25 protein-coding genes are annotated in these 22,611 nt (G+C 60.0%); 11 read left to right on the forward strand and 14 right to left on the reverse strand.

The window, feature by feature from the left end; genetic code table 11:
- Nucleotides 1–148: 148 nt before the first annotated feature.
- Complete coding sequence (locus tag K9B32_RS01680) at nt 149–1,684, reverse strand: sensor histidine kinase (protein ID WP_224560166.1); 1,536 nt, start codon at nt 1,682–1,684, stop codon at nt 149–151.
- 106 nt (nt 1,685–1,790) lie between these two features.
- Here K9B32_RS01680 and K9B32_RS01685 point away from each other — a divergent pair, with 106 nt between their 5' ends.
- The 3 genes from K9B32_RS01685 (at nt 1,791) to K9B32_RS01695 (ending at nt 3,527) form a co-directional block, all read left to right on the forward strand.
- On the forward strand, nt 1,791–2,327 hold the full coding sequence (locus K9B32_RS01685; RefSeq protein ID WP_224560167.1) for a thermonuclease family protein: 537 nt from the start codon (nt 1,791–1,793) through the stop codon (nt 2,325–2,327).
- A complete protein-coding gene (locus tag K9B32_RS01690; RefSeq protein ID WP_224560168.1) occupies nt 2,321–2,971 on the forward strand; it encodes a uracil-DNA glycosylase family protein in 651 nt (216 codons plus the stop codon). Before K9B32_RS01685 ends, K9B32_RS01690 begins: the two co-directional genes overlap by 7 nt.
- 67 nt (nt 2,972–3,038) lie before the next feature.
- Nucleotides 3,039–3,527, forward strand: a complete 489-nt coding sequence (locus K9B32_RS01695) for an Lrp/AsnC family transcriptional regulator (RefSeq protein ID WP_007533095.1) — start codon at nt 3,039–3,041, stop codon at nt 3,525–3,527.
- Nucleotides 3,528–3,544: 17 nt separating this feature from the next.
- Here the strand turns inward: K9B32_RS01695 and K9B32_RS01700 are convergent, their stop codons facing one another.
- Nucleotides 3,545–4,540 (reverse strand): ABC transporter permease, encoded by a 996-nt coding sequence (locus K9B32_RS01700; RefSeq protein WP_224560169.1) that lies wholly within the window; start codon nt 4,538–4,540, stop codon nt 3,545–3,547.
- 39 nt (nt 4,541–4,579) lie between these two features.
- A complete protein-coding gene (locus tag K9B32_RS01705; protein ID WP_224560170.1) occupies nt 4,580–5,404 on the reverse strand; it encodes an ATP-binding cassette domain-containing protein in 825 nt (274 codons plus the stop codon).
- A gap of 131 nt (nt 5,405–5,535) precedes the next feature.
- Between K9B32_RS01705 and K9B32_RS01710 the strand changes: the two genes are divergently transcribed.
- A complete protein-coding gene (locus K9B32_RS01710; RefSeq protein ID WP_224560171.1) occupies nt 5,536–6,516 on the forward strand; it encodes an NAD-dependent epimerase/dehydratase family protein in 981 nt (326 codons plus the stop codon).
- Nucleotides 6,517–6,567: 51 nt separating this feature from the next.
- Nucleotides 6,568–7,557 carry a substrate-binding domain-containing protein gene (locus K9B32_RS01715; protein ID WP_224560172.1) on the forward strand — a complete coding sequence of 330 codons (990 nt, stop codon included), beginning with the start codon at nt 6,568–6,570 and terminating at the stop codon, nt 7,555–7,557.
- A gap of 69 nt (nt 7,558–7,626) precedes the next feature.
- Here the strand turns inward: K9B32_RS01715 and K9B32_RS01720 are convergent, their stop codons facing one another.
- Together K9B32_RS01720 and K9B32_RS01725 are read right to left on the reverse strand one after the other, a co-directional pair.
- Nucleotides 7,627–8,328, reverse strand: coding sequence for a DNA alkylation repair protein (locus K9B32_RS01720; RefSeq protein WP_224560355.1), 702 nt, complete (start codon nt 8,326–8,328; stop codon nt 7,627–7,629).
- A complete protein-coding gene (locus K9B32_RS01725; RefSeq protein WP_224560173.1) occupies nt 8,325–9,194 on the reverse strand; it encodes an NAD(P)-dependent oxidoreductase in 870 nt (289 codons plus the stop codon). Before K9B32_RS01725 ends, K9B32_RS01720 begins: the two co-directional genes overlap by 4 nt.
- Nucleotides 9,195–9,444: 250 nt before the next feature.
- On the opposite strand from K9B32_RS01725, the gene K9B32_RS01730 reads away from it, so the two are divergent.
- The 4 genes from K9B32_RS01730 (at nt 9,445) to K9B32_RS01745 (ending at nt 13,402) form a co-directional block, all read left to right on the forward strand.
- Nucleotides 9,445–10,410 (forward strand): aliphatic sulfonate ABC transporter substrate-binding protein, encoded by a 966-nt coding sequence (locus K9B32_RS01730; protein WP_224560174.1) that lies wholly within the window; start codon nt 9,445–9,447, stop codon nt 10,408–10,410.
- A 30-nt stretch (nt 10,411–10,440) separates the two neighbouring features.
- Nucleotides 10,441–11,616, forward strand: coding sequence for an FMNH2-dependent alkanesulfonate monooxygenase (gene ssuD, locus K9B32_RS01735; protein ID WP_224560175.1), 1,176 nt, complete (start codon nt 10,441–10,443; stop codon nt 11,614–11,616).
- Between the two features lie 114 nt (nt 11,617–11,730).
- Complete coding sequence (ssuC, locus tag K9B32_RS01740; RefSeq protein ID WP_224560176.1) at nt 11,731–12,567, forward strand: aliphatic sulfonate ABC transporter permease SsuC; 837 nt, start codon at nt 11,731–11,733, stop codon at nt 12,565–12,567.
- 10 nt (nt 12,568–12,577) lie between these two features.
- A complete protein-coding gene (locus K9B32_RS01745; RefSeq protein WP_224560177.1) occupies nt 12,578–13,402 on the forward strand; it encodes an ATP-binding cassette domain-containing protein in 825 nt (274 codons plus the stop codon).
- Nucleotides 13,403–13,434: 32 nt separating this feature from the next.
- Here K9B32_RS01745 and K9B32_RS01750 read toward each other — a convergent pair whose 3' ends face one another.
- The 4 genes from K9B32_RS01750 to K9B32_RS01765 form a co-directional block, all read right to left on the reverse strand.
- The gene (locus tag K9B32_RS01750) at nt 13,435–14,187 is read right to left on the reverse strand and encodes an ABC transporter ATP-binding protein (RefSeq protein WP_224560178.1); all 753 of its coding nucleotides are present in this window, start codon (nt 14,185–14,187) and stop codon (nt 13,435–13,437) included.
- A complete protein-coding gene (locus K9B32_RS01755) occupies nt 14,181–15,248 on the reverse strand; it encodes a FecCD family ABC transporter permease (RefSeq protein WP_224560179.1) in 1,068 nt (355 codons plus the stop codon). Before K9B32_RS01755 ends, K9B32_RS01750 begins: the two co-directional genes overlap by 7 nt.
- On the reverse strand, nt 15,248–16,384 hold the full coding sequence (locus tag K9B32_RS01760) for an ABC transporter substrate-binding protein (RefSeq protein ID WP_224560180.1): 1,137 nt from the start codon (nt 16,382–16,384) through the stop codon (nt 15,248–15,250). Before K9B32_RS01760 ends, K9B32_RS01755 begins: the two co-directional genes overlap by 1 nt.
- 97 nt (nt 16,385–16,481) lie before the next feature.
- Entirely contained in the window at nt 16,482–17,615 is a 1,134-nt protein-coding gene (locus tag K9B32_RS01765) for an ABC transporter substrate-binding protein (RefSeq protein WP_224560181.1), read from the reverse strand.
- A 111-nt stretch (nt 17,616–17,726) separates the two neighbouring features.
- Between K9B32_RS01765 and K9B32_RS01770 the strand changes: the two genes are divergently transcribed.
- A complete protein-coding gene (locus K9B32_RS01770; RefSeq protein WP_224560182.1) occupies nt 17,727–18,542 on the forward strand; it encodes a class I SAM-dependent methyltransferase in 816 nt (271 codons plus the stop codon).
- A gap of 293 nt (nt 18,543–18,835) precedes the next feature.
- Here K9B32_RS01770 and K9B32_RS01780 read toward each other — a convergent pair whose 3' ends face one another.
- The 4 genes from K9B32_RS01780 to K9B32_RS01795 form a co-directional block, all read right to left on the reverse strand.
- Complete coding sequence (locus K9B32_RS01780; RefSeq protein WP_224560184.1) at nt 18,836–19,312, reverse strand: SRPBCC family protein; 477 nt, start codon at nt 19,310–19,312, stop codon at nt 18,836–18,838.
- An 8-nt stretch (nt 19,313–19,320) separates the two neighbouring features.
- Nucleotides 19,321–19,653, reverse strand: coding sequence for an ArsR/SmtB family transcription factor (locus K9B32_RS01785; protein ID WP_224560185.1), 333 nt, complete (start codon nt 19,651–19,653; stop codon nt 19,321–19,323).
- On the reverse strand, nt 19,650–20,333 hold the full coding sequence (locus tag K9B32_RS01790; protein ID WP_224560186.1) for a glutathione S-transferase family protein: 684 nt from the start codon (nt 20,331–20,333) through the stop codon (nt 19,650–19,652). The genes K9B32_RS01785 and K9B32_RS01790 overlap by 4 nt, the downstream gene beginning before the upstream one ends.
- A gap of 239 nt (nt 20,334–20,572) precedes the next feature.
- The gene (locus tag K9B32_RS01795; RefSeq protein WP_224560187.1) at nt 20,573–21,388 is read right to left on the reverse strand and encodes a class I SAM-dependent DNA methyltransferase; all 816 of its coding nucleotides are present in this window, start codon (nt 21,386–21,388) and stop codon (nt 20,573–20,575) included.
- 125 nt (nt 21,389–21,513) lie between these two features.
- Here K9B32_RS01795 and K9B32_RS01800 point away from each other — a divergent pair, with 125 nt between their 5' ends.
- On the forward strand, nt 21,514–22,236 hold the full coding sequence (locus K9B32_RS01800; protein ID WP_224560188.1) for a DUF2270 domain-containing protein: 723 nt from the start codon (nt 21,514–21,516) through the stop codon (nt 22,234–22,236).
- Nucleotides 22,237–22,254: 18 nt separating this feature from the next.
- Here K9B32_RS01800 and K9B32_RS01805 read toward each other — a convergent pair whose 3' ends face one another.
- Nucleotides 22,255–22,521: an usg protein gene (locus tag K9B32_RS01805; protein WP_224560189.1), complete on the reverse strand. Its 267-nt coding sequence runs from the start codon at nt 22,519–22,521 to the stop codon at nt 22,255–22,257.
- Nucleotides 22,522–22,611: the final 90 nt, after the last annotated feature.

Genomic DNA, 22,611 nt, shown 5'->3' on the forward strand with positions numbered 1-22,611 from the left:
TGCTACTGCGCAAGTACACCTTGCGGCTGCAGCTTATAACCTTTCGATGGCATATACCCCGAAGGCATCGGAAATTTCGATCGCCGACAGCCTCGATGAGGATTTTGCGATAAGCGATGAATTCTGGCGTATCGTCAAACAACCCGTCTTACGCAAAGCTCCTGCGCTTGCGTGAGACCGCCGGGGCATCCTCGACGGCCGGGACGGTCTGCAGCACGCGCTTGGCCGGCAGGATGGCGATGACTTCGGTGCCTTCGCGCAGCTTCGACTTAAGGATGAACTGGCCGTCGTGCTTGGCAAGGATCGCCTGAACGATCGGCAGGCCGAGGCCGGTGCCCTGTTCGGCGCTCTTGATCGCGATCGAGCCCTGGCCGAAGGCGGAGAGGACTACCGGGATCTCTTCTTCGGGAATCCCGGGACCGTTGTCCTTGATGGAGATGTATTGGCCGCCGCCCGCCGTCCAGCCGACCTTGACGTGGATTTCGCCCGCCTGCGGGGTGAACTTTACGGCATTTGAAAGGAGGTTGAGAATGACTTGGCGCAGCGACTTCTCGTCAGCCCAAACGGCTGGCAATTCAGGCTCGAACTGCTGCGAGATGGTGATGTTCTTGCCGCGGGCCCGCAGCTGTATCATGCCGATGCAGTCTTCCGAAATATTCAGCAGCGAAACCGCTTCCTCGCTTAGCTCGTACTTGCCGGCCTCGATGCGTGAGAGATCGAGGATCTCGTTGATGAGATTGAGCAGATGTTCACCGGAGCGGTGGATGTCGCTGGTGTATTCCTTGTAAGTCGGATTGTTGAGCGGCCCCATCACCTCCGCGGACATGACCTCCGAGAAACCGAGGATGGCATTGAGCGGCGTTCTCAGTTCATGTGACATGGAGGCGAGGAAACGGGACTTTGCCAGGTTGGCCTCCTCCGCCCGGCGGCGGGCCTCATCCGACATCGACTTGGCGACTTCGAGCTCGGCGATCAGATCGTCCTTCTCGGCCTGATAGGCGAGGATCTTCAGGTTGGACTGGAAGAGCCGGTCGCTGATGTAGTTGAAGAGGATGACCGTCGTGGTGAAGATGGCCGTCAGGCTGATCTCGAGGATTTCGCGGGAGAGGCCGGCCTTGGCGATCAGTCCGAGGACGACCGGCGCGAAGGTAATGAGCACTGACGGCGTCAGCATGAAATTCGACATTGCTGTAACAGAGAGCGCAATGAGCAGCGTGGCGCCCTTGTAGAGCAGGAAGCTCGACGGTTCGCAGGTGGTGCAATCCTGCAGGGCGAACACAGCCCAGCAGCAGCCAGCCATGAATTGCCCAAGCAAGAGAACACGGCGCCATTTGCGCGCCGTCGTCGTATTGATTTCCTGCCCGCGGGCGCGGCGCGCGAGAAACACGTTTGTGGCATGGGCCGTCAGCGTCAGCAGCGCCCACAGAAAGATTTGAGTGTTTTCCGTGAAATAGACGCCGAGAGCGGCGATGATCGTTACAAAGAGCGGTACGATCGATGCGCCCTGGAGGACGGCATTTATGTACATCACCAGCACGTCGCGATCGAATGCGCCACTTGCCGCGTGGCTCGACTGGAGGCGCTCCCGCGTCAGCCGAACAGCCTTCGACACTGGCTTGTTTCGGTGACTGCGTGATTTGTCGACGATATTCTTATCGGTCGATGTGCTAACGCCAGTACTCATTGTGCACGTTGAAACTTGATCCGCGGGTGACTACACCCTAGACCGCAATTCTTAAGATGATGTTAGCCATCTTTGCCAAGGATTTGTTTTTTAAGGAGGCGAAAGCGTGACACGCGGTTTGCGAGTGATGCGCGACGGCGTGACCGCGCTGGCTCTGCTTGCATTCCTGTGGCTGATTGCGGCCAAGCTGAACGATCACGCCGAAACTGTCCGTTCCGGCCAGTTTCGTGCGGCTGACGGCGATAGCCTGAACCTCGGCAAGCAGCGGATGCGGCTTTACGGCATCGATGCGCCCGAACTCAGCCAGACATGCGAACGGGCAGGCAGTGCATGGGCCTGCGGGCAGGAGGCGAAGCGGACACTGCAGGCTCTTGTCGCGCCGACCGACACGCAATGTGGCGGAACCGAGCGGGACCGTTTCGATCGCTTGCTAGTGGTCTGTCATGCCGGCGGCGTAGATTTAAACGCCGATATGGTTCGCCGGGGCATGGCGGTATCCTATGGAGCCTATGGTGACGAGGAGGCGTGGGCAAAGGCAGAGAAGGCCGGGCTCTGGGCGGGCACGTTCGAGATGCCTCGAAGCGTACGGGACCATGCGCCGCGACCAGATGCCCGCGGCACCATGGGATTGCTCGGATGGTGATCGAGAAAAAAGCTCCTGAGGAGCGGGCGCTCGATATTCTTCGGCGAGAGATCGCCGCCTGTCGTATCTGCCGGGACGCGCCGCTTGGCGGGGCCGACACTCGTTTGCCGCATGAGCCGCGGCCGGTCGCAGTGATATCGTCGAAGGCGAGGATACTGATCGCGGGGCAGGCACCGGGCCTCAAGGTTCACGAGAGCGGCATTCCGTTCAACGATGCGTCCGGCGATCGCCTGCGCGACTGGTTGCAGGTCGATCGGGAGACGTTCTACGATCGTGACTGTTTCGCCATCGTGCCGATGGGCTTCTGTTTTCCCGGCTATGACGCCAAGGGCAGCGACCTGCCGCCGCGGCGGGAATGTGCACCGCATTGGCGGAGCCGGGTGATCTCGACAATGCCGCAGATCGAACTTGTGCTGGCAATCGGCCAATATGCGCAGGCCTGGCACATGGCCATGGAGCGTCGCGAGAACATGACCGAGACGGTGCGGGCCTGGCAGACGACGCTGGCGCGTCCGCGCTTGCCTGGCATCTTGCCGCTGCCCCATCCGAGCTGGCACAACACCGGCTGGATCAAGCGCAATCCGTGGTTCGAGGAAGAGTTGCTGCCCGTGCTGCGGGAGCGGGTTACCGCATTGCTGCGCTGAAACAAAATTCTTTCAAACTGCCGGAATCGCGTTATACAGAGAAAATAATTCGAAGGGGCTTTGTTGTATGGACCGTCTTGACCGCAAGATCCTGCGCCTTTTGCAGGAAGATTCGACCTTGGCCGTTGCCGATCTCGCCAAGAAGGTCGGGCTTTCAACGACACCGTGCTGGCGGCGCATCCAGAAGATGGAAGAGGACGGCGTGATCAAGCGTCGCGTCGCCATCCTCGATCCGGAAAAGGTCAACACGAAGGTCACGGTCTTTGTCTCGATTCGCACGGCAACGCACTCGATCGAGTGGCTGCGGCGCTTTTCGGAAGTCGTTGCCGATTTCCCCGAAGTGGTCGAGTTCTATCGCATGAGTGGCGACGTGGATTATCTGTTGCGCGTGGTCGTGCCTGACATTGCCGCCTATGACGCCTTCTACAAGCGGATGATCGCGAAGATCGAGATCCGCGATGTTTCGTCCGCCTTCGCCATGGAGCAGATCAAGTATTCGACGCAGCTGCCGCTTGACTACATGATCCTCGACAACGCCAAGTCGAACGAGGACTAACAGACGGCGGCCATCTGTTATTCGCTCTGGCGAAGGTTCCTCAGCCGGTCGAACAGAACCGCAAGCACGATCGCGCCGCCGATGAAGGTGCCTTGCCAGAAGGCGTTGATCCCCAAGAGACCAAGGCTGTTGCGGATAACCTCGATCAATGCGGCGCCAACGATGGCGCCGAAGGCGGTGCCGACGCCGCCTGCGAGGTTTGCGCCGCCGATCACGGCTGCGGCAATCACTTGCAATTCCATGCCCGCGCCGATGTTTGTGGTTACCGCACCAAGCCAGCCGGTCTGGACGATGCCCGCAACACCGGCTGATAAAGCCGAGATCATATAGACCGCGACCTTGATCTTCCTGACTGGCACACCGGTCAGCGTCGCGGCGTGTTCGTTTCCACCGATGGCGAAGACGTAGCGGCCAAAGCGCGTCCAGCGCAGCACGAAGCCGGTCAGAAGCGCCAGCACGGCCATGTAAAGCACAGGATTGGCGATGCCGAGCCATGCACCGCCCCCGAGCGCCAGCAGCTTGTCGTGATCCGGGCCGAACTGGAAGACGACGGTGTTGTTCGAGGCCACCATTGCGAGGCTGCGGGCAATGGACAGCATGCCGAGCGTGACGACGAACGGCGGGAATCCGAGATAAGCGATCAGGATGCCGTTGAATGCGCCGATCACCAGCGCCGTGCCGATCGAGGCGGCAATGCCCGTTCCGATGCCGTAGCCGGCATGCATGGTAACCGCCAGCACCATACTGCAGAGGCAAAGCACCGACCCAACCGATAGGTCGATGCCTCCGGTGACGATGACCAGCGTCATGCCGAGAGCAATAATCGCGACAAACGTGACGTTGCGCGTGATGTTGTACAGGTTGGTGGGCGTGGCGAAGGAGCTCGTGGCGAAGGAGAGGAAAATGCAGGCGACGATAACGGCTAGGAGGACCCAGAAGGTCTGGCTCGCGAAAATGGACGAGAGCCAGTTGCGCTGCTTCTGCGCGATCGTCTGATCGAGAGTTATTGCCATGGTCGACCTTCGCTTACATTAGGTGGTACCGTGCGCTAATCACACCTGTTCGATTGCGCCTGTTATGAGCCCAGTGACTTCCTCCGGCGAACTCGCCGCTATCGGTTTGTCGGCAACTTTGCGCCCGCGCCGCATGACGATCACGCGATCAGCAACCGAGAAGACATCAGGCATGCGGTGGCTGATCAGAATGACCGCGATGCCGCGATCACGCAGTTGACGGATGTGAGCAAGGACCTCGGCAACCTGGCGCACGGAGATGGCGGCCGTCGGCTCGTCCATGAGCACGAGCTTTGCTTCCGCCAACATGGTGCGGGCGATCGCGACGGCCTGGCGCTGGCCGCCCGACATCTGCTTGACCAGATCTCGCGGCCGCGTCTCGGATTTCAGTTCGTTGAAGATTTCGCCGGCGCGCTTGTACATTGTTTTGTAGTCGAGAATGCGTAAGGGCCCGAAACCACGGCGCATCTCGCGGCCTAGAAATACGTTGGCGGCCGCCGTCAGATTGTTGCAGAGCGCGAGGTCCTGGTGGACGATCTCGATGCCCCGCTGCCGGGCTTCTACCGGCCGATGCAGGATTAGGTCTTCGTCGTCGAGCCGCATCGTTCCGTGGCTTGGACGGAAATTGCCGGCAATCATTTTCACGAGCGTCGATTTGCCGGCGCCATTGTCGCCCATCAACCCAACGACCTCTCCCGCCTCCAGCGAAAAAGACACGTCGTTGACCGCCTGTATGGCTCCGAAATGTTTCGAGATGTTCGCGAGCTCGAGAACTGCCACCAGCTGTCTAGCCTCCCAAAGCCGCGACCGTGTTTCAGCCGCGATTTCACCCGCCAGTTTCCTCCCTGCGAGCGCTTTCGACATTTACCCAGAACCGCGCGAGACCGTCAATCGGATGCTGCTAATTTACGGTCTCCGCTACAATTATTCGTTTTATAGTACAATTTCGTTGACGCGCGGAGGTGTCTGTATATTAGCTGTTGATGGAGGAGAGCATGCTGATCCTTGTCACCGGTGCAACGGGCAAGGTCGGGCAGCACTTCATCGCTGGGCTGCTCGACGATCCGCGATTTTCGAAGGCGCGCATTCGCGCGCTTTGTCATAACCGCTTGTGCCCAGAAACCGAACGTGTCGAGGCGGTGCGCGGCTCGATCAGCGATCGCGAAGTGGTGACGCGTGCGCTTGCTGATGTCACGCATGTCGTGCATCTCGCGACATGCAAGGAGACGCCTGATGGCGTCATGGACGTCACCGTCAAAGGACTTTTCTGGCTTCTCGAGGGCTTCAGGACAAGCGCTACTGCGCGCCAATTCATTCTCATCGGCGGCGATGCGGGGATAGGCCACTTTTTCTATCGCCATGAGGCGCCAATCACCGAAGCTACGCCACACCAGGCTTATCCCGGTTGCTATGCGCTATCGAAGGTACTGGAAGAGGTGATGCTGGAGCAGTTCAAGATCCAGTATGGCATCAATGGCTGCTGTCTGCGGGCGCCATGGATCATGGAGAAGGACGATTTCAAGTTCACATTGTCGTTCGGTAATGATGTTTTCGGCGGACCGGACTGGAAGACGCTCGTTCCGGCGGGCGACGCCGCGCGCCATGTCCGGGAGCAGACGGTTCCGCTGTTGCGTGATGCCGATGGCCTCCCCTTGAAGCGCAATTTCGTTCACGTCGACGACCTTGTTGCGGCGATCCTTGCCGCGCTCGACAATCCACGCGCGAGAGGTCAACTGTTCAACATTTGCATGGATCGACCCGTCGACTACGGCGAGGTTGCCGCCCACCTTGCGCGCACACGCGGCCTCGGCTCCGTCGACATACCGAGCCAGTTCCATTCGAACTGGATGGACAACAGCAAGGCTAAATATCTGCTCGGATGGCGGCCCGTCTACGATCTGGAAATGCTTATCGACTCGGCCTGGGGGTATGTGCGTTCGGAGGAGGATCCTCGCATCGTCTGGTATCCGGGTTGATCATGTGGCGGGCGATGGTGTCCGCCATTTTTTCAATGGGAGGAAGAAGCTATGAGGAAGGCATTATTGCTTACGGCCGCGGTGCTGGCGCTGACGGCCGGACAGGCCCTGGCGGCCAAGAAACAGTTGGTCATCGTGGTGAAGGGCCTCGACAACCCGTTCTTCGAGGCGATCAACCAGGGTTGCCAGAAGTGGAACAAGGAAAATCCGGACTCCGAATATGAATGCTTCTACACCGGTCCCGCATCGACTTCCGATGAAGCCGGCGAGGCGCAAATCGTTCAGGACGTACTGGGCAAGGCGGAAACGGCGGCGATCGCCATTTCTCCGTCGAACGCCAAGCTGATCGCGCAGACGCTGAAAACGGCAAACCCAAAGGTGCCTGTCATGACGCTCGACGCCGATCTCGCGGCAGAGGATTCAGCACTGCGCAAGACCTATCTCGGCACCGATAACTATCTGATGGGTGCGCGCATCGGCGAGTACATCAAGAAGGCAAAGCCGAAGGGCGGCAAGATCTGCACGATCGAAGGCAACCCGGGTGCCGACAACATTCTGCGTCGTGCCCAGGGGATGCGTGACACCCTGACGGGCCAGAAAGGCCTGACCGCGCTGAAAGGCGAGGGCGGGTGGACGGAAGTTGCCGGCTGCCCGGTCTTCACGAACGACGACGGCGCTAAGGGCGTTCAGGCCATGACCGACATTCTGGCGGCCAACACGGATCTCGATGCCTTCGGTATCATGGGCGGCTGGCCGCTGTTCGGCGCGCCGCAGCCCTACCGCGATCTGTTCAAGCCAATGGCCGACAAGATCGCCAAGAACGAGTTCGTGATCGGTGCGGCCGACACGATCGGCGATGAAGTCGCGATTGCCAAGGAGGGCCTCGTGACGGCACTTGTTGGGCAGCGGCCATTCGAAATGGGCTACAAGGCCCCATCGGTGATGATGGATCTGATCGCCGGCAAGCCGGTTGACGACCCTGTCTTTACGGGTCTCGACGAGTGCACGAAGGATACCGTCGACACGTGCATCCAGAAATAGTTGGGCAGGAGGGACAGTGGGTGGACGGCGGTCGTCCGCCCGCTGTTCTTTGACAGACGAATGCGGCGGTCACCGGGCTGCCGATGTCCGCTCCAGCCTGGCAATGACCTTCTCGCTGGTCAGTTCCCGGACGGCGTCCTTGCCGATCCAACGAGCCGTCCGGTCGTCCGACGCGGCAAGGCTCTCCGCAAGCCTGAGCGCAGGACCATGGCAGTGGAGGTTGCGTTTGCCGATGTTTCTCAGCGCCCAATTCACCGCCTTGCGCACGAAATTGCGCGGGTCGCCAGCATGTGCCTCTATGAGCGGAAGCCATGCCAACAGCATCTCGTCCGGCTCTGTCTTCAGGTGCACGGCGGCGCCGGCAATCATCGCGAAGGCGGTTCGTCGGACGAACTCCCGATCATCGGCTGCGAATTCGGGGACAAGCGCCTCGAGACGAGCTTCCACGTAGAGGTCCGCAGCGCAGTCAACGATTTCCCACGAGTTGAAATCATCGGCCCAGGTTCGCGCAGTGTCTGATGTCAGCTTCCTGGGTTCCGCTGTGTAAAGAGCGAGCAGGTGGGCTTCGCGGATGTTGCTCTGCCAAAGCTCGAGGGCGCGACCATGGTTTCGCTTGACCGCTCTGGCGATTTTTTGGAGATCTGGATTGGATATTCCGAGCGCCGTTTCGGTAACAATACCGAAACTGGCCATCCCGGCGATGTTTTCCTCCGAGCGCAACGTTTGCAGGTGCGCAATCAGCTCTGCGGCGCTGGAGGAAGGACCGATCATTTCTCCAATCGAGCCAACAGTGAGGACGTATCCCATCTGTTGCCGCCCATAGCCTGCACGTCGCCGTAGAACTGGTCGACAAGGGCGGTGACCGGCAGCTTCGCGCCGTTGCGGCGCGCTTCGCTCAGGACGATCCCGAGATCCTTGCGCATCCAGTCGATCGCAAAGCCGAAGTCGTACTTGCCCGCGTTCATCGTCTTGTGCCGGTTCTCCATTTGCCAGGAGCCGGCGGCACCCTTGGAGATAACCTCGACAACCTTCTCGATGTCGAGGCCGGCGCGCTTGCCGAAATGAATCCCTTCCGCGAGCCCCTGGACGAGGCCGGCGATACAGATCTGGTTGATCATCTTGGTCAACTGACCGGCGCCAGCCGGTCCCATGAGGCCGACCATGCGGGCGTAGGCATCGATCACCGGCTTCGCCTTCTCGAACGTGGCTTCGTCACCGCCGCACATGACCGTCAGAACGCCATTCTCCGCGCCTGCCTGCCCGCCGGAGACCGGGGCGTCAATAAAGCCACAGCTCTTGTCTTTCGCCGCGGCATAAAGCTCGCGGGCGACTTCCGCGCTCGCGGTGGTGTTGTCGATCAGGATCGCACCCGGCTTCATCGACTCGAGAGCGCCATTCTCACCCATTGTCACTGAGCGGAGATCATCGTCATTACCGACGCACGTAAAGACGAAATCCGCGTCCTTGGCGGCTTCCGCGGGAGTGGGCGCCGATTTGCCACCGAATTTCTCTGCCCAGGCGGCCGCCTTTTCTGCGGTCCGGTTATAGACTGTGACGTCATGGCCGCCTTTCACCTTGAGATGGCCCGCCATGGGAAACCCCATCACGCCGAGACCGATGAATGCGACTTTTGCCATGTGCCTATCCTTTCGTGAACGCAGGGCACGAGGATTAGCCGAAAGCACGGCGCGCGGAAAGTCGGGTGGGACGCAAGTGACCTTGAGGTGGAAAAATTTTCCCCGAAAGCGGCGATTACTGGTCCGGATAATCCCGTGAGGGCCGAAAGATCATAAATATAAATGTCGATTGATTTTATAGAGTTTATCAGAATTGGAATATCGAAACTTGAAGCGGTGAAACCTGCCGGCTTCCAAAGAGGGAACAACCATGATTTCACGACGTCACACACTGGGGCTTTTCGGCGCCGCGGCGGCCACGGCATTGTTACCCGGCATCAAGGGCGCGCGTGCGGCAGCAACCGAATTTCGCATCGGTTGGCAGAAGAACGGGGTACTCGCTTTGGCCAAGCGGCGCGGCGCGCTGGAAAAGCGGCTTTCCGACCGAGGCATCACCGTCAGCTGGTCGGAATTCACCTCCGGTCCGCCGCTGCTCGAGGCACTCGGCGCGGGCGCGCTCGATTTCGGTGCGACCGGCGACGTGCCTCCGCTTTTCGCCCAGGCGGCTGGCGGTCATCTCTATTATGTGGGCCTCTATCGAGGCAGTCCCGCAGGCTCGGCAATCCTTGTCAGAAAGGACTCGCCGATCCATGCGCTAGAAGATCTGAAGGGTAAGAAGGTTGCCTTCAAGCGTGGTTCGAGCGCCCATAACGTTGCGGTCAAGGCCCTGCGTAAGGCGGGCCTGGCGCCTGAGGACATCGAGGGCGTGGATCTCAGCCCGGCGGATGCGGCGGCTGCCTTCAAGAATGGCAGCATCGACGCCTGGTCGATTTGGGACCCATATCTCGCGATTGCTGAAGTCGACCCTGAAACGCGGGTCCTGACGACGGCCGAGGGCATTGTCGACTCCTATAGTTTCTTCCTCGCGAATGCCGAGTTCACCGACGCAAACGGGCAAGTCATCACCGACGTGCTTGATGAACTTAAGCAGGTCGGGCGGTCTGCACAGAGCAATCTCGATCAGACAATCAAGGAGCTCTCCGAAATTACCGGCGTGCCGCAGGAGGTAACGCGCGTGACGCTGACGCGTGCTGGCGCCGATCTTGGCAGCGTATCCGCCATCACGGATGCGGCCGCGGCCTACCAGCAGGGCCTGGCCGATGAGTTCTACAAGCTCGGCATCGTCCCGAAGCAACTGAACACCGGCGATATTATCTGGCGCGCCAAGGCAAGCTGATTTCCATTCTGACTAGAAGGCATCACATCCATGACCGGCAAACACGACCCCATCAATTTCCTCTGGTTCATCCCGACCTCGGGGGACGGCGCCTATCTCGGTTCGAACGAACAGACGCGCGCTCCGGAGATCGGCTATCTCACGCAAATCGCCCAGGCAGCCGATCGCTTGGGCTACTCTGGTGTCCTTCTGCCCACGGGCGTTGCCTGCGAGGAGTCCTTCGTGACAGCCGCCGCACTCGCCGCAAAGACCGAGAAGCTGCAGTTTCTGGTGGCAATTCGTCCTGGCACGGCATCGCCGGCATATTACGCGCGCCTGACGACGACGCTGGACCGCATTTCGAACGGACGGCTGTTGCTCAATATCGTCGTTGGCGGCAGTCCGGCGGAGCTTGCCGGCGACGGAATTCATCTCGCGCATGACGAGCGCTATGCCCATGCCGATGAATTCTTCACGGTTTTCGAAGAGCTGCTGGAGAAGGGTGTCGCGAGCTATGACGGCAAGTACATCAAGGCCACGAACGCGCGCCTGGGCTTCCCGTCGGTGCAGAATCCGCGGCCGCCGCTCTACTTCGGTGGTTCCTCGGATGCCGGCATCGATTTTTCGGTCGGCCGCGTCGACAAGTACCTGACATGGGGCGAACCACCGGCGCAGGTTGCCGAAAAGGTTCAGAAGGTGCGTGCCGCTGCCGCGCAAAAGGGCCGCGAAGTCAGCTTCGGCATTCGCCTGCATTTCATCGTCCGCGAAACGGACGAGGAGGCATGGGCAGCTGCCGATCGCCTGATCTCGAAACTCGACGATGAGACGATTCGCGAGGCGCAGGAGCGTTTCGTCAACGAATCCGATTCCGTCGGCCAGAAGCGCATGGCGGCATTGCACGGCGGCCGGCGAGACAAGCTGGAAGTGTCGCCGAACCTGTGGGCCGGTGTCGGACTGGTGCGCGCTGGGGCAGGAACAGCGCTGGTCGGCTCGCCGAAAACCGTTGCCGCGCGTCTGCGCGAATACCAGGACGTTGGCATCGACACCGTTATTGGGTCGGGATACCCGCACCTAGAGGAGGCATACCGCGTTGCCGAGCTGCTATTCCCCGAACTCGGGATCACGCGCCAAGAGCAGCGACACGGCTTCCAGACCGATTTCGGCAAGCATCAGGTTTTCGGCGGCGGCAGCCATGGTGGAAACCTGAAAGTGGTCTCCGGCTCCTGATCCGCCAATTGGCGCCGTCCGCTCTCGGGCGGCGCTTCTTCATTGACGACGCACCGACTTACCATGCCTCTCCGGAAGCTCGGGTGAAGCAAGCAGAAGCGAGGAAAAACCTTCATGTCGACTTTCGATACGCTGATTGGGCGGACGCTGACCGAGCGCGTTGAACGCAAGGGAAGCCTCCGTGTGTCGCTTCCGGGGCGGGATAAGCTGTTGCCCTTCCTCGTCCCGGTGGCAATTATTGCCGCCTGGCAACTGGCCTCGTCGGCCGGCTGGATCTCCTCCCGCATCATGCCGTCACCCGCCGACGTGGCCATTGCCTTCTGGTCGACGACCATCACCGGACAATTGCCGCACGATATCCTCGTCAGTGCCGGTCGCGCCTTTGCTGGTCTGCTGGTAGGGGGCTCGATCGGTTTCCTCCTTGGGATCGCCAACGGCGTCTCGAAAATCTCGGAGCAACTGACGGATACGACGCTGCAGATGCTGCGCACGATCCCCCATCTCGCCATGATCCCGCTGGTCATCCTGTGGTTCGGGATTGGCGAGGAATCCAAGTTGTTCCTGACTTCGCTCGGCGTGCTGTTTCCCATTTATCTCAACACCTATCACGGCGTTCGCAACGTCGATCGTGACCTGATCGAAATGGGTCGCGTCTATGGCATGGGAAGCTGGACCCTATTCAGGAAGGTGATCTTCCCTGGCGCGCTGCCGTCGATCTTCGTCGGGCTGCGTTATGCGCTCGGCATCATGTGGCTGACCTTGATTGTGTCGGAATCAATCGCGGCCTCATCAGGTATTGGTCACATGGCGAACAACGCCCGCGAGTTCATGATGACTGACATCGTCGTGCTGGCGCTGGTGATCTACGCCATTCTCGGCAAGCTTGCCGATGTCGTTGCCCGTGCGCTGGAGCGCCGGGCGCTCAAATGGAACCCGGTTTACCAGAAGTAGGAGAGGCGCCATGACCATCATCGCGCATGAGCGTTTTCAAGGGGCTGCGGATGAGCTCGAATACGAGACCGATCGTGCGACGCCGGCTGGCAGTGGGGCTGCTGCGATCACGCTGAAGGGACTTGAGAAGAGTTTCGGCAGCAATCGCGTGCTGCGCGGAATCAACCTCCACATTCCTGCCGGGCAGTTCGTCGCGGTCATCGGCAAGAGCGGTTGCGGCAAGAGTACGCTGTTGCGCATTCTGATGGGGCTCGACGAGCCGACGAGCGGCGAACTGCATTTCGAGAACGCCGATGGCGCTGATGCCGAAGCAAACGCGAGGATCGTGTTTCAGGAGCCTCGTCTGCTCCCTTGGCTGAGCGTCGCCGAAAACGTAGTAGTCGGCCTTGGCGATGGGGTCGATAAGCGCGTTGCCCTCAGGGAGGCCCAGGCTGTGCTCGGCGAGGTGCAGCTTGCCGAAAAGGCGAACGAATGGCCAGCGCGTCTTTCAGGCGGGCAGCGGCAGCGCGTGGCGCTGGCGCGGGCACTCATCAGCAAGCCCGGCGTGCTGGCACTGGACGAGCCGCTCGGCGCGCTCGACGCGTTGACACGGATCAGCATGCAGGAACTGCTCAATCGCGTCTGGCGGGAGCTAGGCTTTACGGCAGTTCTGGTCACGCACGACGTCAGCGAGGCGGTGCATCTCGCCGATCGTGTGATCGTGCTGGAAGAGGGGCGCGTCGAGCTTGATCTGGCGATTCCCTACCCGCACCCGCGCCGACATGGCAACCCTGCGCTGGCAGAGCTCGAAGGGCGGCTGCTGGCGGCGATCTTGGGGACGGAAACCGCCCACTGAACGGCGCCGGTCATGATATGCGACGGGCGATCTCAGATTGCGCCGTCGACGATCACCATCGGCGTGCCCTGCGAGCAGCGCTCGATGCGGGCGTCGATCTTGTAGATGTCGCGAAGCATGGCGTCGGTGATGACGTCTGATGTTGGTCCGCTCGCCACCATTGCTCCATTGGCGATGACAATCGTATTCTCGCAATAGCGCAGCGCATGATTGAGGTCGTGGAGCGCGATGAGCACGATCATCCCGTTGCGGCGGGCAAGGTCGGCGATAAAGCTCAGCACTTCGATCTGCCTGTGGAGGTCGAGCGCGGAGGTCGGCTCGTCCATCAGCAGGACCTCGGGCCTGCGTACCAGCGCCTGCGCGAGAGACACGAGTTGGCGTTGGCCTCCGGAGAGTTCGCCGAGACCACGGAAGGCCAGATTTTCGATACGGAGGGCCTTCAGGATTTCATCGATGCCGTCAAGCTCGTCGTCGGCAACCCGCCAGCTGCTGCCTTGCTTGGCTGACAGAAGGATCGACTCGTAGACGGTCAGGACGGCATTGACGCCTGTATCTTGCGGCATGTAGCAGATCGTCCGTGATCCACGTTCGGTATCGGAAAGCTCGACCAGTCCCGGACCTTTCACCAGCGCCGCGATGCGCTTGAACAGCGTCGATTTGCCGGCCGCGTTGGGGCCGATGATGGCCGTGACGCTGCCGCCTTTCAGGTCGTCGATGCTCACGTTCGATAGAACGGTCGTGCGCCCGTAGGAGGCCCCGACATCTGCGAGAGCCAGGGCTACCATGCGCGCCTCCTATTGCTGAAGATGAGAACGAAGAAGAACGGTACGCCGACGAGCGCCGTAATCACGCCGATCGGCAGGATCGCACCTGGGATCAGGATCTTGCTGACGACCGATGTCACCGACAGGAGAAGAGCACCGCAGATGACCGAACCCGGCAGGAAGAAGCGCTGATCCTCGCCAACAACCATGCGGGCGATATGCGGGCCGACGAGCCCGACGAAGCCTATGGTGCCGACGAACGACACTGGGATGGCGGCCAGAAGACTGACGATCATCATGGTTTGTAGACGGAGCTGGCGGACGTTGATGCCGAGGCTGGCCGCCTTGTCGTCGCCGAGCCGCAGGGCCGTCAACGCCCAGGCCTGCCGCATGAAGAGCGGCACGGTGACGACGAGCACGGCAGCAGTGAAATAGACCTTTGCCCAAGTCGCCTTGGTCAGGCTGCCCATGGTCCAGAAGACGACGGCGGCCAAGGCCTGTTCAGAGGCGAGATATTCCAATAGCGACAGCGCGGCATTGAAGGTGAAGACGAGGGCGATGCCGAGCAGTACGATCGTTTCGACGCTCACGCCGCGCATCGTCGAGGCGAAGTGAATGAAGAGCGCAGCGGCCATCGCCATCAGGAATGCGTTCAACGGCACCATGTATTCGATCGCGCCCGGAAAGATCGCAACGCCGCCGACAAGCGCCAGGGCGGCGCCGAAGCTCGCGGCGGCGGAAATGCCGAGCGTGAAGGGGCTAGCCAGCGGGTTCGAAAGGATCGTCTGCATCTGAGCACCAGCCACGGAAAGCGAAGCACCGACGGTCACCGCCATCAAGGCGATCGGCATGCGGATATCCCAGATGATAACGCGAAGCTGGTTGGCAGCCGCTGCAGGGTCAAAGAGAGCCGAAAGCACATCCGAAAGCGCATAGTTGGCAGGCCCGAGCGCCATATCGGCCGAGATGCTGAAACAGAGCGCTGCGGTTAGCCCGACGAGGATGAGGATACGGCGAAACGCAAGGGCGCGATATTGCTCGCGCCCTGTCGCTTCAACGCGGACCTGACTGAATGAGGCCATCAGTTGGAGCCCTTTTCGAGAGAAACGAAATATCCCGGCTGGTACGTCACCGGCAGGAACCTCTTGTGGAATTCTGCGAAGTTGGCCTCGGGATCGAGATCAGCGAAGAGATCCGGTTGAAACCATTTGGCAAATTGCTGAATCGGGAAGAACTCGTAAGGCGCACCATAGAACTGGTGCCAGACGCCATGCACGTTGCCGTCCTTAACAGCTTTCAGTTCCGGAAAGGGCGTGCGGGTCATGAGATTTGCCAGCCGCTCGCGGGCCAGCGTCATATCGGCGCCGCGCCCGACGGGCACGAACTGGTTGATGTCGGACTCGGCTGCCCAGTTCGATCCGGTGACGATGACATGCTGCGGATCCGAAACGACAAGTTGTTCGGGATTGAGATCGCCGAACGTTGTCTTGATAACGTCGGCGGCAACGTTGTGGCCGCCCGCCTGTTCGACCATGGCGCCGAAATTGACCGGGCCGAAGGTGCGGCAGCACGTGTTCTCGCCGGAAATGCCAGGCGCGCGTTCGATGAAGACGTTCGCTCGCTTGAGATCCTTGACGGTCGCAAGCCTGTCGGTCACGCGCGCAATCTCGGCGCGGCGATAGGCGATGAACTCCTTTGCACGCTCCTCCGCGCCGAAGAGCTGGCCTAAAATCCGCATGGAAGTCTCGCTGTTTCTGTCGGGATCGATGCGAAAATCGAGGTAGATCACCTTGATGCCGGCGGCTGCCGCTTTCTCTTCGAATCCGCTCTCCTTCGCGGACTTTTCCGCCTCGAGATTGAGCGTAATCACATCCGGTGAGAGCGAGATCGCTGTTTCGAGGCTGAAATCGCCCTGCGGCACATAGCCGAAACGCGGCAGCTTCTCGATCTGCGGGAAGCGTTCGGCATAAGCCTTGTAGCTATCAGGGTCCTTCTTGATGAGGTCGTCGCGCCAGCCGACGATAGTATCGAAGGTCTGCTCACCCTTGAGCGCTGCAATCACATGGATCTGACGCGCCTCGCCAACGATGACGCGCTTGGCTGGCAGGTCAATCTCGACCGTGCGACCGGTGACATCGGTGATTTCCGCAGACAGGGCGGGCGTGGTCAGGAGCGCAAGCGCAAGGACGGTAATGTGCCGGAGTGTCGTGAGCCGCATGGACACCTCTCAATCTGAAAAAGAAATAACGGAGCCGCATACGTGCGGCCCCGTCTTGCTATGCCGGCGCACCTTCGGTGGTCCCGCCGGTCGCATCTTACTGGTCGTCCTTCAACGAAACGAAGTAACCCGGCTTGTATTCCAGCGGCAGGAAGCGCGCGTGCAGTTCCTTGAACGTCGCTTCGGGATCAAGATCGGCGAAGAGATCCGGATGCAGCCACTTTGCGATCTCCTGGATTGCCACGAACTGGTAGGGGTTGTTGTAAAACTGGTGCCAGATGGCGTGAACGTTCTTGTCTTCGACGGCCTTGACGTCGGTGAAGGCAGGGCGCTTGGTCAGGGCCTCGAGCTTGCGGTGCGCTTCCTTGAGGTTAGCGCCATAGCCAACGCCGACCCAGGCGCCGCCCGGAACATACTTGTCCCAGTTGCCGCCGGTAATGATGATCTGGTCTGGATTGGAGGCGATGATCTGCTCGGGATTGACGGTGCCGAACGTGCCCGGAATAATGTCCTTGGCCATGTTCTTTCCGCCTGAAATCTCGATCATCTTGCCGAAATTCTCGTCACCGAAGGACATGCAGCAATCGTCGGAGTAGCCGCCGGCGCGCTCGACGAACACGACAGGCTTGGCCGGAGTGTTCTTTTCGAGGACGTCGGTGACGCGCTTGATGCTGTCGGCACGGAACTTGATGAAGTCCTCGGCAACGGCCTCCTTGCCCATCAGCTGGCCCATGATGCGCATGCTGGGCTCGGTGTTTTCCATCGGCTTTTCGCGGAAATCTATGTAGACCAGCGGGATGCCGACCTTGGCGAGCTTCTCGATATAGCCGGCTTCTTCGGTTGCCGTCTTGGCATCGACGTTCATCAAAATGACGTCGGGCTTGAGCGCCACGGCCTGCTCGACATCGAAGGTGCCGTCCTTCATGCCGCCAAAGGTCGGAAACTTGGCGATGTCAGGATACTTCGCCAGATAGGCCTGGTAGGATTCGGGATCTGCCTTGGGCAGGTCGTCGCGCCAGCCGACGACGTGCTCGAAAGGCGCCTCCTTGTCGAGAGCAGCCAGGAAGTAGATCTGCCGCCCCTCGCCAAGAATCATGTGGTTGACGGGCGCGTTCACTTCGATGCTTCGGCCGGTCACGTCCTTGATCGTGATCTTGTCGGCCAGGGCGGGCAGGACCGCGGAGATGAGAAAGCCCATTGCAAGCGCTGCTGTTTTGCCTGTAAGTCGCATCGAAAAGTATACCCCCGCGGAAAACTTTTCGTCGTCTATTATTTTATGACTTAAGTAGTCAAGTTATATCTATTAGAACGATTTCAAACTGAAATGGCGATTGGCATCAGCATGAGTGAAACGGGAATTGCAGGCGGGCACAATTATGGACTTCGCGAAGAGATCAAGGCTTACTGGTCAGCACGCGCGGCGACCTTCGATCTGTCTCCCGGGCACGAGATTTTCTCCGAGCCAGAGCGCCTTGCCTGGCATCGCCTGATTCTGAAGCATCTGGGGCCGGGCGACGGCAGGCTGGCGCTCGACCTCGCCAGCGGTACCGGCGTGATTTCCCATCTGATGGACGATCTGGGGTTCAAGGTGACGGGGCTTGATTGGGCCGAGCCGATGCTGGAGCGAGCGCGCGCCAAGGCAAAGGCGAGGGGGCGCTCGATTTCGTTTAGAATGGCCGATGTCGAGAACACGATGGAGCCCGACGAGACCTACGACGTCATCATAACGCGCCATCTGGTCTGGACGCTGGTGGATCCGAAGGCGGCTTTCGCCGAATGGATGCGTGTTTTGAAACCGGGCGGAACGATCCTGATCGTCGATGGGGATTTCGTGAATGTCAGCCGGGTAGAACGCGTTCTGAAGGCACTCGCGAGGACCATGGAGAGGGCAGGCTTGCTCAAGGCCGATCCGCCGCATGCACCGCCCGAGCTCATGAAAAATCACAGTGACATCGTTTCGCGCGTTCACTTTTCGGAAGGGGCACGGGCGGATCTGGTCGCAGGCATGCTCGGCGACGCCGGCTTCGAAGGGATGACGATCGACGCGAACCTGCGCGAAATCCACAGGAGCCAGGCGAAGCACTGGAATTATCTGAAGGCGCTGTCGCGCGGAATCCAGCATCGCTTTGCCATCAGCGCGCGTAAACCGGCCGGCTGAAGACAGCCAAGCAACCGCAACAGCGGGCACAGTTTCGTGAGGCGGCTAGAACAGCAATGCGTTGAGGGTGACGAGCACGACAAAAGCAGCGACGACCAATGAAGCTGCCCAAGCAACCGTGCGGTTGGCATTGGCCAGGACTTGTGGTCTGGGGCCGCGCTTGGGATTGAATTTGTGCCGACGCTTTAGTGCGGTTCCACCTTGTGAAGATCGCTTCTCAGCAGCCATACCGCCTCACTTGCAGCCGTGGGATTGTTAAGTCGCCAATCTATAGCATGAAAGCGGTCCAATATTTAGTGTGCGGCGCTGCCGTCTCGCTCGACGTGGGCCTGGATGCGATCGACCAGAATCTCGGTTCCTTGCCGCCGTGAGCCGCCGTCGGCGTAGCCATCGAGGAAAACGACCTGATCGGTGAAGAGCATGGTTGTTCCCGATGGAGTCGCCTCGAATGTAACTGTCGCCAGCGATGCCGAAATGCGCGTCTCGGCGAGCCTCATGTCATAGGCATAGATGATGCGGGCCTGCGGCACGATATCGAGATAGCACGCCTCATAGGCATGCGGAACGCCGTCGCTGTCGGCGACGCGGTTCCGCTCCCGGCCGCCGACACGGAAGTCGAGGCTGTATTCGAGGGGCACCCATTCGTCGTGGCAGGCAAACCACTGGCGCTTGGCTTCCGGATCGGCCCAAGCGGCAAAGACGCGTGAGACCGGCGCGCGCATCTTTCGCTCGATCGAGAAGGTTTCGTGCATGGCGGAATATTTCATCATCTCGGTCGTCACTCCGGTTGGTCGTCTGCCAGGAACTGGTCCAGGCGGTCAAAGGCTTTGTTCCAGCTCGCCTTGCGCGCGGCAAGCCAGTGCTCCATCTGCGCCAGTGCATCTTTCTGCAGGCGGTAGGTGCGCACACGGCCGCTCTTTTCCGAGTGGACGAGGCCGCTTTTTTCCAGAACCGCGAGGTGCTTCATAACGGTCGGAAGCGCCATCGATAGAGGTTCCGCGAGCTCCGATACCGAGGCGGGCCCCTGGCCGAGGCGATCGACCATGCCGCGCCGACTGCGGTCCGACAGCGCGTGGAACATCTGATCGAGCGCGGCGGGTTCGTGCATCATTCGGCGGCTTCGTCCGGCCGGAAGCGCGCAGCCAGGCGTTCGCGGTAGGGATAGAACTTGAAGTAGGGGCGCGCCTCTTCCAGGACGCGCGCAAAGGAAGGGCGCGTCAGAAGCCTGTTATAGTAGCCTTGCAGCTTCGGTTGGTCCACGAAGGGAACCAGTGTCTCGGAGTAAAAGAGGGCAGGCGCTGCGGCACAATCGGCCATGGTGAAGCTGTCCCCGGCAATCCATGGGTATTCGCCGAGATGCCGCTCGATCATGCTGTAGGCTTTGCGAAGCGCCGTCTCAGCCTCGGCTACACGGGCTGGATCGCCGTCGCCACGCAGGCGTTCGCCAACGATTCGCTGCATCGGATCCTGCACATGCAGGTCGAAGAAACGATCCCACAGCCTGACTTCGAGCGCTTTGTCGAAATCGTCTGGGATGAGGGCCGTCCTGCCCGGATAGTACTGATCGAGATACTCGATGATGATTGTCGTTTCGGGGATCGTGCGGTCGCGCGCCTCGTCGCGCAGCACTGGCATCTTCCCGAGTGGCGAGATGCTGAGGAACGCTGCCCTCGATGCCTCGTTTCCGAGATCGACATGAACGGCCTCGAAGGGGGTGGCGTTCTCGTAAAGCGCGATCAAGACTTTGTGGCAGAAGGAAGCAAGCGGGTGACTGTGGAGGGAAAGCGACATGCGGCCAGCCTTTCACGTTGTTAAAAACTTGCGTGATTGGCTAAGTATCAGCTCGTCGATGTGGGTTCAATGGAAAAGTTGCGTCATTGGTTAACTATCGGCGGAGGAGGTATTGGCCCGTTGCCCAGCCGCTTCGAACGATTGCCAAGATCCCACGTCATTCGTCTAGCAACGCAACGCAACGCAATCATTGATTGCGTTTGCAACTGATGCGTCGCGGAACTCTTTCGCTGCAGACATCAGCCGAGGCGCGCGATCACCAGATGGCCCGGGCTCGGATGACCTTCCTGCATGCGGACGTTGATCTCCCTCATCTCGACTTGTTCGAATCCGGTCGCCGCGAGCCTTTCGCGAATGTAAGCCGCCGAATGCAGGAAGCGCTGGTGGGGGCCGACTATGTAGGGTTCGCCTTTCGCAGATGCCTCGGGCAGTTCCTCCGAGGAGAAAATGAAGAGGCCACCAGGATTGAGGTTCTCTGCCGCGCCGAAGAACAGCGGCTCCAGTGCGCCGAGGTAGGGCAGGACGTCCGTTGCGGTGATGAGGTCGAATGGATCCTCGTCATTGTCATCGAGGAAGTCTTCGACTTCTGCGACGAAGAGCGTTTCGTAGAGATCCTTCTCGTGGGCGATCTCGACCATGTTTTCGGAGATATCGATGCCGGTCATGTCCTCGCAGAGATCGCCGAGCGCGCTGCCGGTAAGGCCGGTGCCGCAGCCGAGGTCGAGCATACGCTTGAAGGGACCGAGGTTCAGGTCCTGCAGGCGTTGGCGGACCATCATCGGCACGTGGTAGCCGAGCTGTTCCACCAGAACGTCCTCGAAGACCTCGGCATGCTGATCGAACAAGGTCTCGACATAGGCGTCTGGCGCCTTGGTCGGGGTCTCACCGCGTCCCATGGAGGCGATCCTCACGGCCGCACCGCCATGATCGTCGGGATCGATGGCAAGAACCTCTTCATAGGCCTTCACGGCTGCATCGACATCACCTGCCTTCTCAAGGGCAAGAGCCCGTTCGTAGGCTTCCGCGAGTGCGTCTTCGTCGATCTTCTTGGCCATAGCAATTCACCATCGTTTTTATTCCAGAGCTGCGTCTAAGGCGACTGAATGTCTTTTGCAATGGCGACGTCCGAGGCGCAGAATAAGCATCCCCTAATGGATAAGAACAAAATGGAGGAAATGCCATGGTCGCCGAAATCAGCAAGGCAAGTTTTGAGAAGGAGATGGATAGTCCGCGACCGACGCTCCCGGCCACTCCAGGCGAGATCACCAATACGCTCAGCCATTATTATCGCGGCGAGCTCGGCCGCATGATAAGCTGGCGGGATCGCATCGACCGAACATCGAATTGGGCAATCACAGTCGCGGCGGCACTGCTTTCAGTCTCTCTGTCAACGCCCACGTCACACCATGGCGTGCTGCTTTTCGGGATGATGCTGATAACCCTATTGTTGCTCATCGAAGCGCGCCGCTACCGCTTCTTCGACATTTATCGCTCCCGTGTACGCAAGCTGGAGCGGGGCTATTTCGCGCAGGTTCTTGCGCCGAATGGTGACGCCAGGCCCGATTGGGCCGGGGCCATCGCCAAGAGTTTGCGCAAGCCGCAGTTTCTGTTGAGCTATCCCGGGGCGGTGAAACGCCGACTGCGGAGAAATTATTGCTGGATGTACCTCATCCTGCTTCTCGCATGGTGCCTGAAGATTACGACACCCAAACTCCAAACCGAAGGAAATCCGCTGACGCAGGCGCATTCATGGAGCTATGTCATCGACAACGCGGCGCTTGGCCCGATCCCGGGTTGGGCCGTACTTTGCATTGTGAGCTTGGCCTATGTGGGCATCCTGTACGGCACACTGCATCGCGAGATGGACGAAGACGAATTCGTCCAGGGGGAGGCTCATGTCTGACCGGCGTTTGCTACGCAGTCAGTTTAGGATGAATTCGCCTCTCAGGGCGCGCCATTCGGTGGCCGAGATGAGTTTTCGGTGTATGTAGCGCACCGAGTGCAACGGCCCGTCCAGCTTTTCCTGCCAAAATTTCAGGAAGCCGCGCATCTCGGGAAAGTCTGGAGCAAGATCGTAGTCCTGCCAGATGTAGGTCTGAAGGATCGCTTGGTGATCCGGCATCCGGTAGATGATTTGAGCCGTCGTGAGGCCGTAGCCCTGAAGCTGCCTTTCCATGTCCTTGTGCATCGTCGTCTCGCTTCTGGTTCCAAACGATCGCTATTAGCGATCTTGGAAATGGAACCATCACATGCTTAACCGAAGCTTGACGAATTGCCA

Origin of the sequence: Rhizobium sp. 3T7 (assembly GCF_020166565.1) — a bacterium.
GTDB lineage: Bacteria > Pseudomonadota > Alphaproteobacteria > Rhizobiales > Rhizobiaceae > Rhizobium.

What these genes read in the sequence shown, in the direction of transcription:
- K9B32_RS01680 (WP_224560166.1), bottom strand. Translation starts at nt 1,684, where the DNA reads ATGAGTACTGGCGTTAGCACATCGACCGATAAGAATATCGTCGACAAA.
- K9B32_RS01690 (WP_224560168.1), top strand. Translation starts at nt 2,321, where the DNA reads ATGGTGATCGAGAAAAAAGCTCCTGAGGAGCGGGCGCTCGATATTCTT.
- K9B32_RS01695 (WP_007533095.1), top strand. Translation starts at nt 3,039, where the DNA reads ATGGACCGTCTTGACCGCAAGATCCTGCGCCTTTTGCAGGAAGATTCG.
- K9B32_RS01700 (WP_224560169.1), bottom strand. Translation starts at nt 4,540, where the DNA reads ATGGCAATAACTCTCGATCAGACGATCGCGCAGAAGCAGCGCAACTGG.
- K9B32_RS01705 (WP_224560170.1), bottom strand. Translation starts at nt 5,404, where the DNA reads ATGTCGAAAGCGCTCGCAGGGAGGAAACTGGCGGGTGAAATCGCGGCT.
- K9B32_RS01710 (WP_224560171.1), top strand. Translation starts at nt 5,536, where the DNA reads ATGCTGATCCTTGTCACCGGTGCAACGGGCAAGGTCGGGCAGCACTTC.
- K9B32_RS01715 (WP_224560172.1), top strand. Translation starts at nt 6,568, where the DNA reads ATGAGGAAGGCATTATTGCTTACGGCCGCGGTGCTGGCGCTGACGGCC.
- K9B32_RS01720 (WP_224560355.1), bottom strand. Translation starts at nt 8,328, where the DNA reads ATGATCGGTCCTTCCTCCAGCGCCGCAGAGCTGATTGCGCACCTGCAA.
- K9B32_RS01725 (WP_224560173.1), bottom strand. Translation starts at nt 9,194, where the DNA reads ATGGCAAAAGTCGCATTCATCGGTCTCGGCGTGATGGGGTTTCCCATG.
- K9B32_RS01730 (WP_224560174.1), top strand. Translation starts at nt 9,445, where the DNA reads ATGATTTCACGACGTCACACACTGGGGCTTTTCGGCGCCGCGGCGGCC.
- ssuD (WP_224560175.1), top strand. Translation starts at nt 10,441, where the DNA reads ATGACCGGCAAACACGACCCCATCAATTTCCTCTGGTTCATCCCGACC.
- ssuC (WP_224560176.1), top strand. Translation starts at nt 11,731, where the DNA reads ATGTCGACTTTCGATACGCTGATTGGGCGGACGCTGACCGAGCGCGTT.
- K9B32_RS01745 (WP_224560177.1), top strand. Translation starts at nt 12,578, where the DNA reads ATGACCATCATCGCGCATGAGCGTTTTCAAGGGGCTGCGGATGAGCTC.
- K9B32_RS01750 (WP_224560178.1), bottom strand. Translation starts at nt 14,187, where the DNA reads ATGGTAGCCCTGGCTCTCGCAGATGTCGGGGCCTCCTACGGGCGCACG.
- K9B32_RS01755 (WP_224560179.1), bottom strand. Translation starts at nt 15,248, where the DNA reads ATGGCCTCATTCAGTCAGGTCCGCGTTGAAGCGACAGGGCGCGAGCAA.
- K9B32_RS01760 (WP_224560180.1), bottom strand. Translation starts at nt 16,384, where the DNA reads ATGCGGCTCACGACACTCCGGCACATTACCGTCCTTGCGCTTGCGCTC.
- K9B32_RS01765 (WP_224560181.1), bottom strand. Translation starts at nt 17,615, where the DNA reads ATGCGACTTACAGGCAAAACAGCAGCGCTTGCAATGGGCTTTCTCATC.
- K9B32_RS01770 (WP_224560182.1), top strand. Translation starts at nt 17,727, where the DNA reads ATGAGTGAAACGGGAATTGCAGGCGGGCACAATTATGGACTTCGCGAA.
- K9B32_RS01780 (WP_224560184.1), bottom strand. Translation starts at nt 19,312, where the DNA reads ATGATGAAATATTCCGCCATGCACGAAACCTTCTCGATCGAGCGAAAG.
- K9B32_RS01785 (WP_224560185.1), bottom strand. Translation starts at nt 19,653, where the DNA reads ATGATGCACGAACCCGCCGCGCTCGATCAGATGTTCCACGCGCTGTCG.
- K9B32_RS01790 (WP_224560186.1), bottom strand. Translation starts at nt 20,333, where the DNA reads ATGTCGCTTTCCCTCCACAGTCACCCGCTTGCTTCCTTCTGCCACAAA.
- K9B32_RS01795 (WP_224560187.1), bottom strand. Translation starts at nt 21,388, where the DNA reads ATGGCCAAGAAGATCGACGAAGACGCACTCGCGGAAGCCTACGAACGG.
- K9B32_RS01800 (WP_224560188.1), top strand. Translation starts at nt 21,514, where the DNA reads ATGGTCGCCGAAATCAGCAAGGCAAGTTTTGAGAAGGAGATGGATAGT.
- K9B32_RS01805 (WP_224560189.1), bottom strand. Translation starts at nt 22,521, where the DNA reads ATGCACAAGGACATGGAAAGGCAGCTTCAGGGCTACGGCCTCACGACG.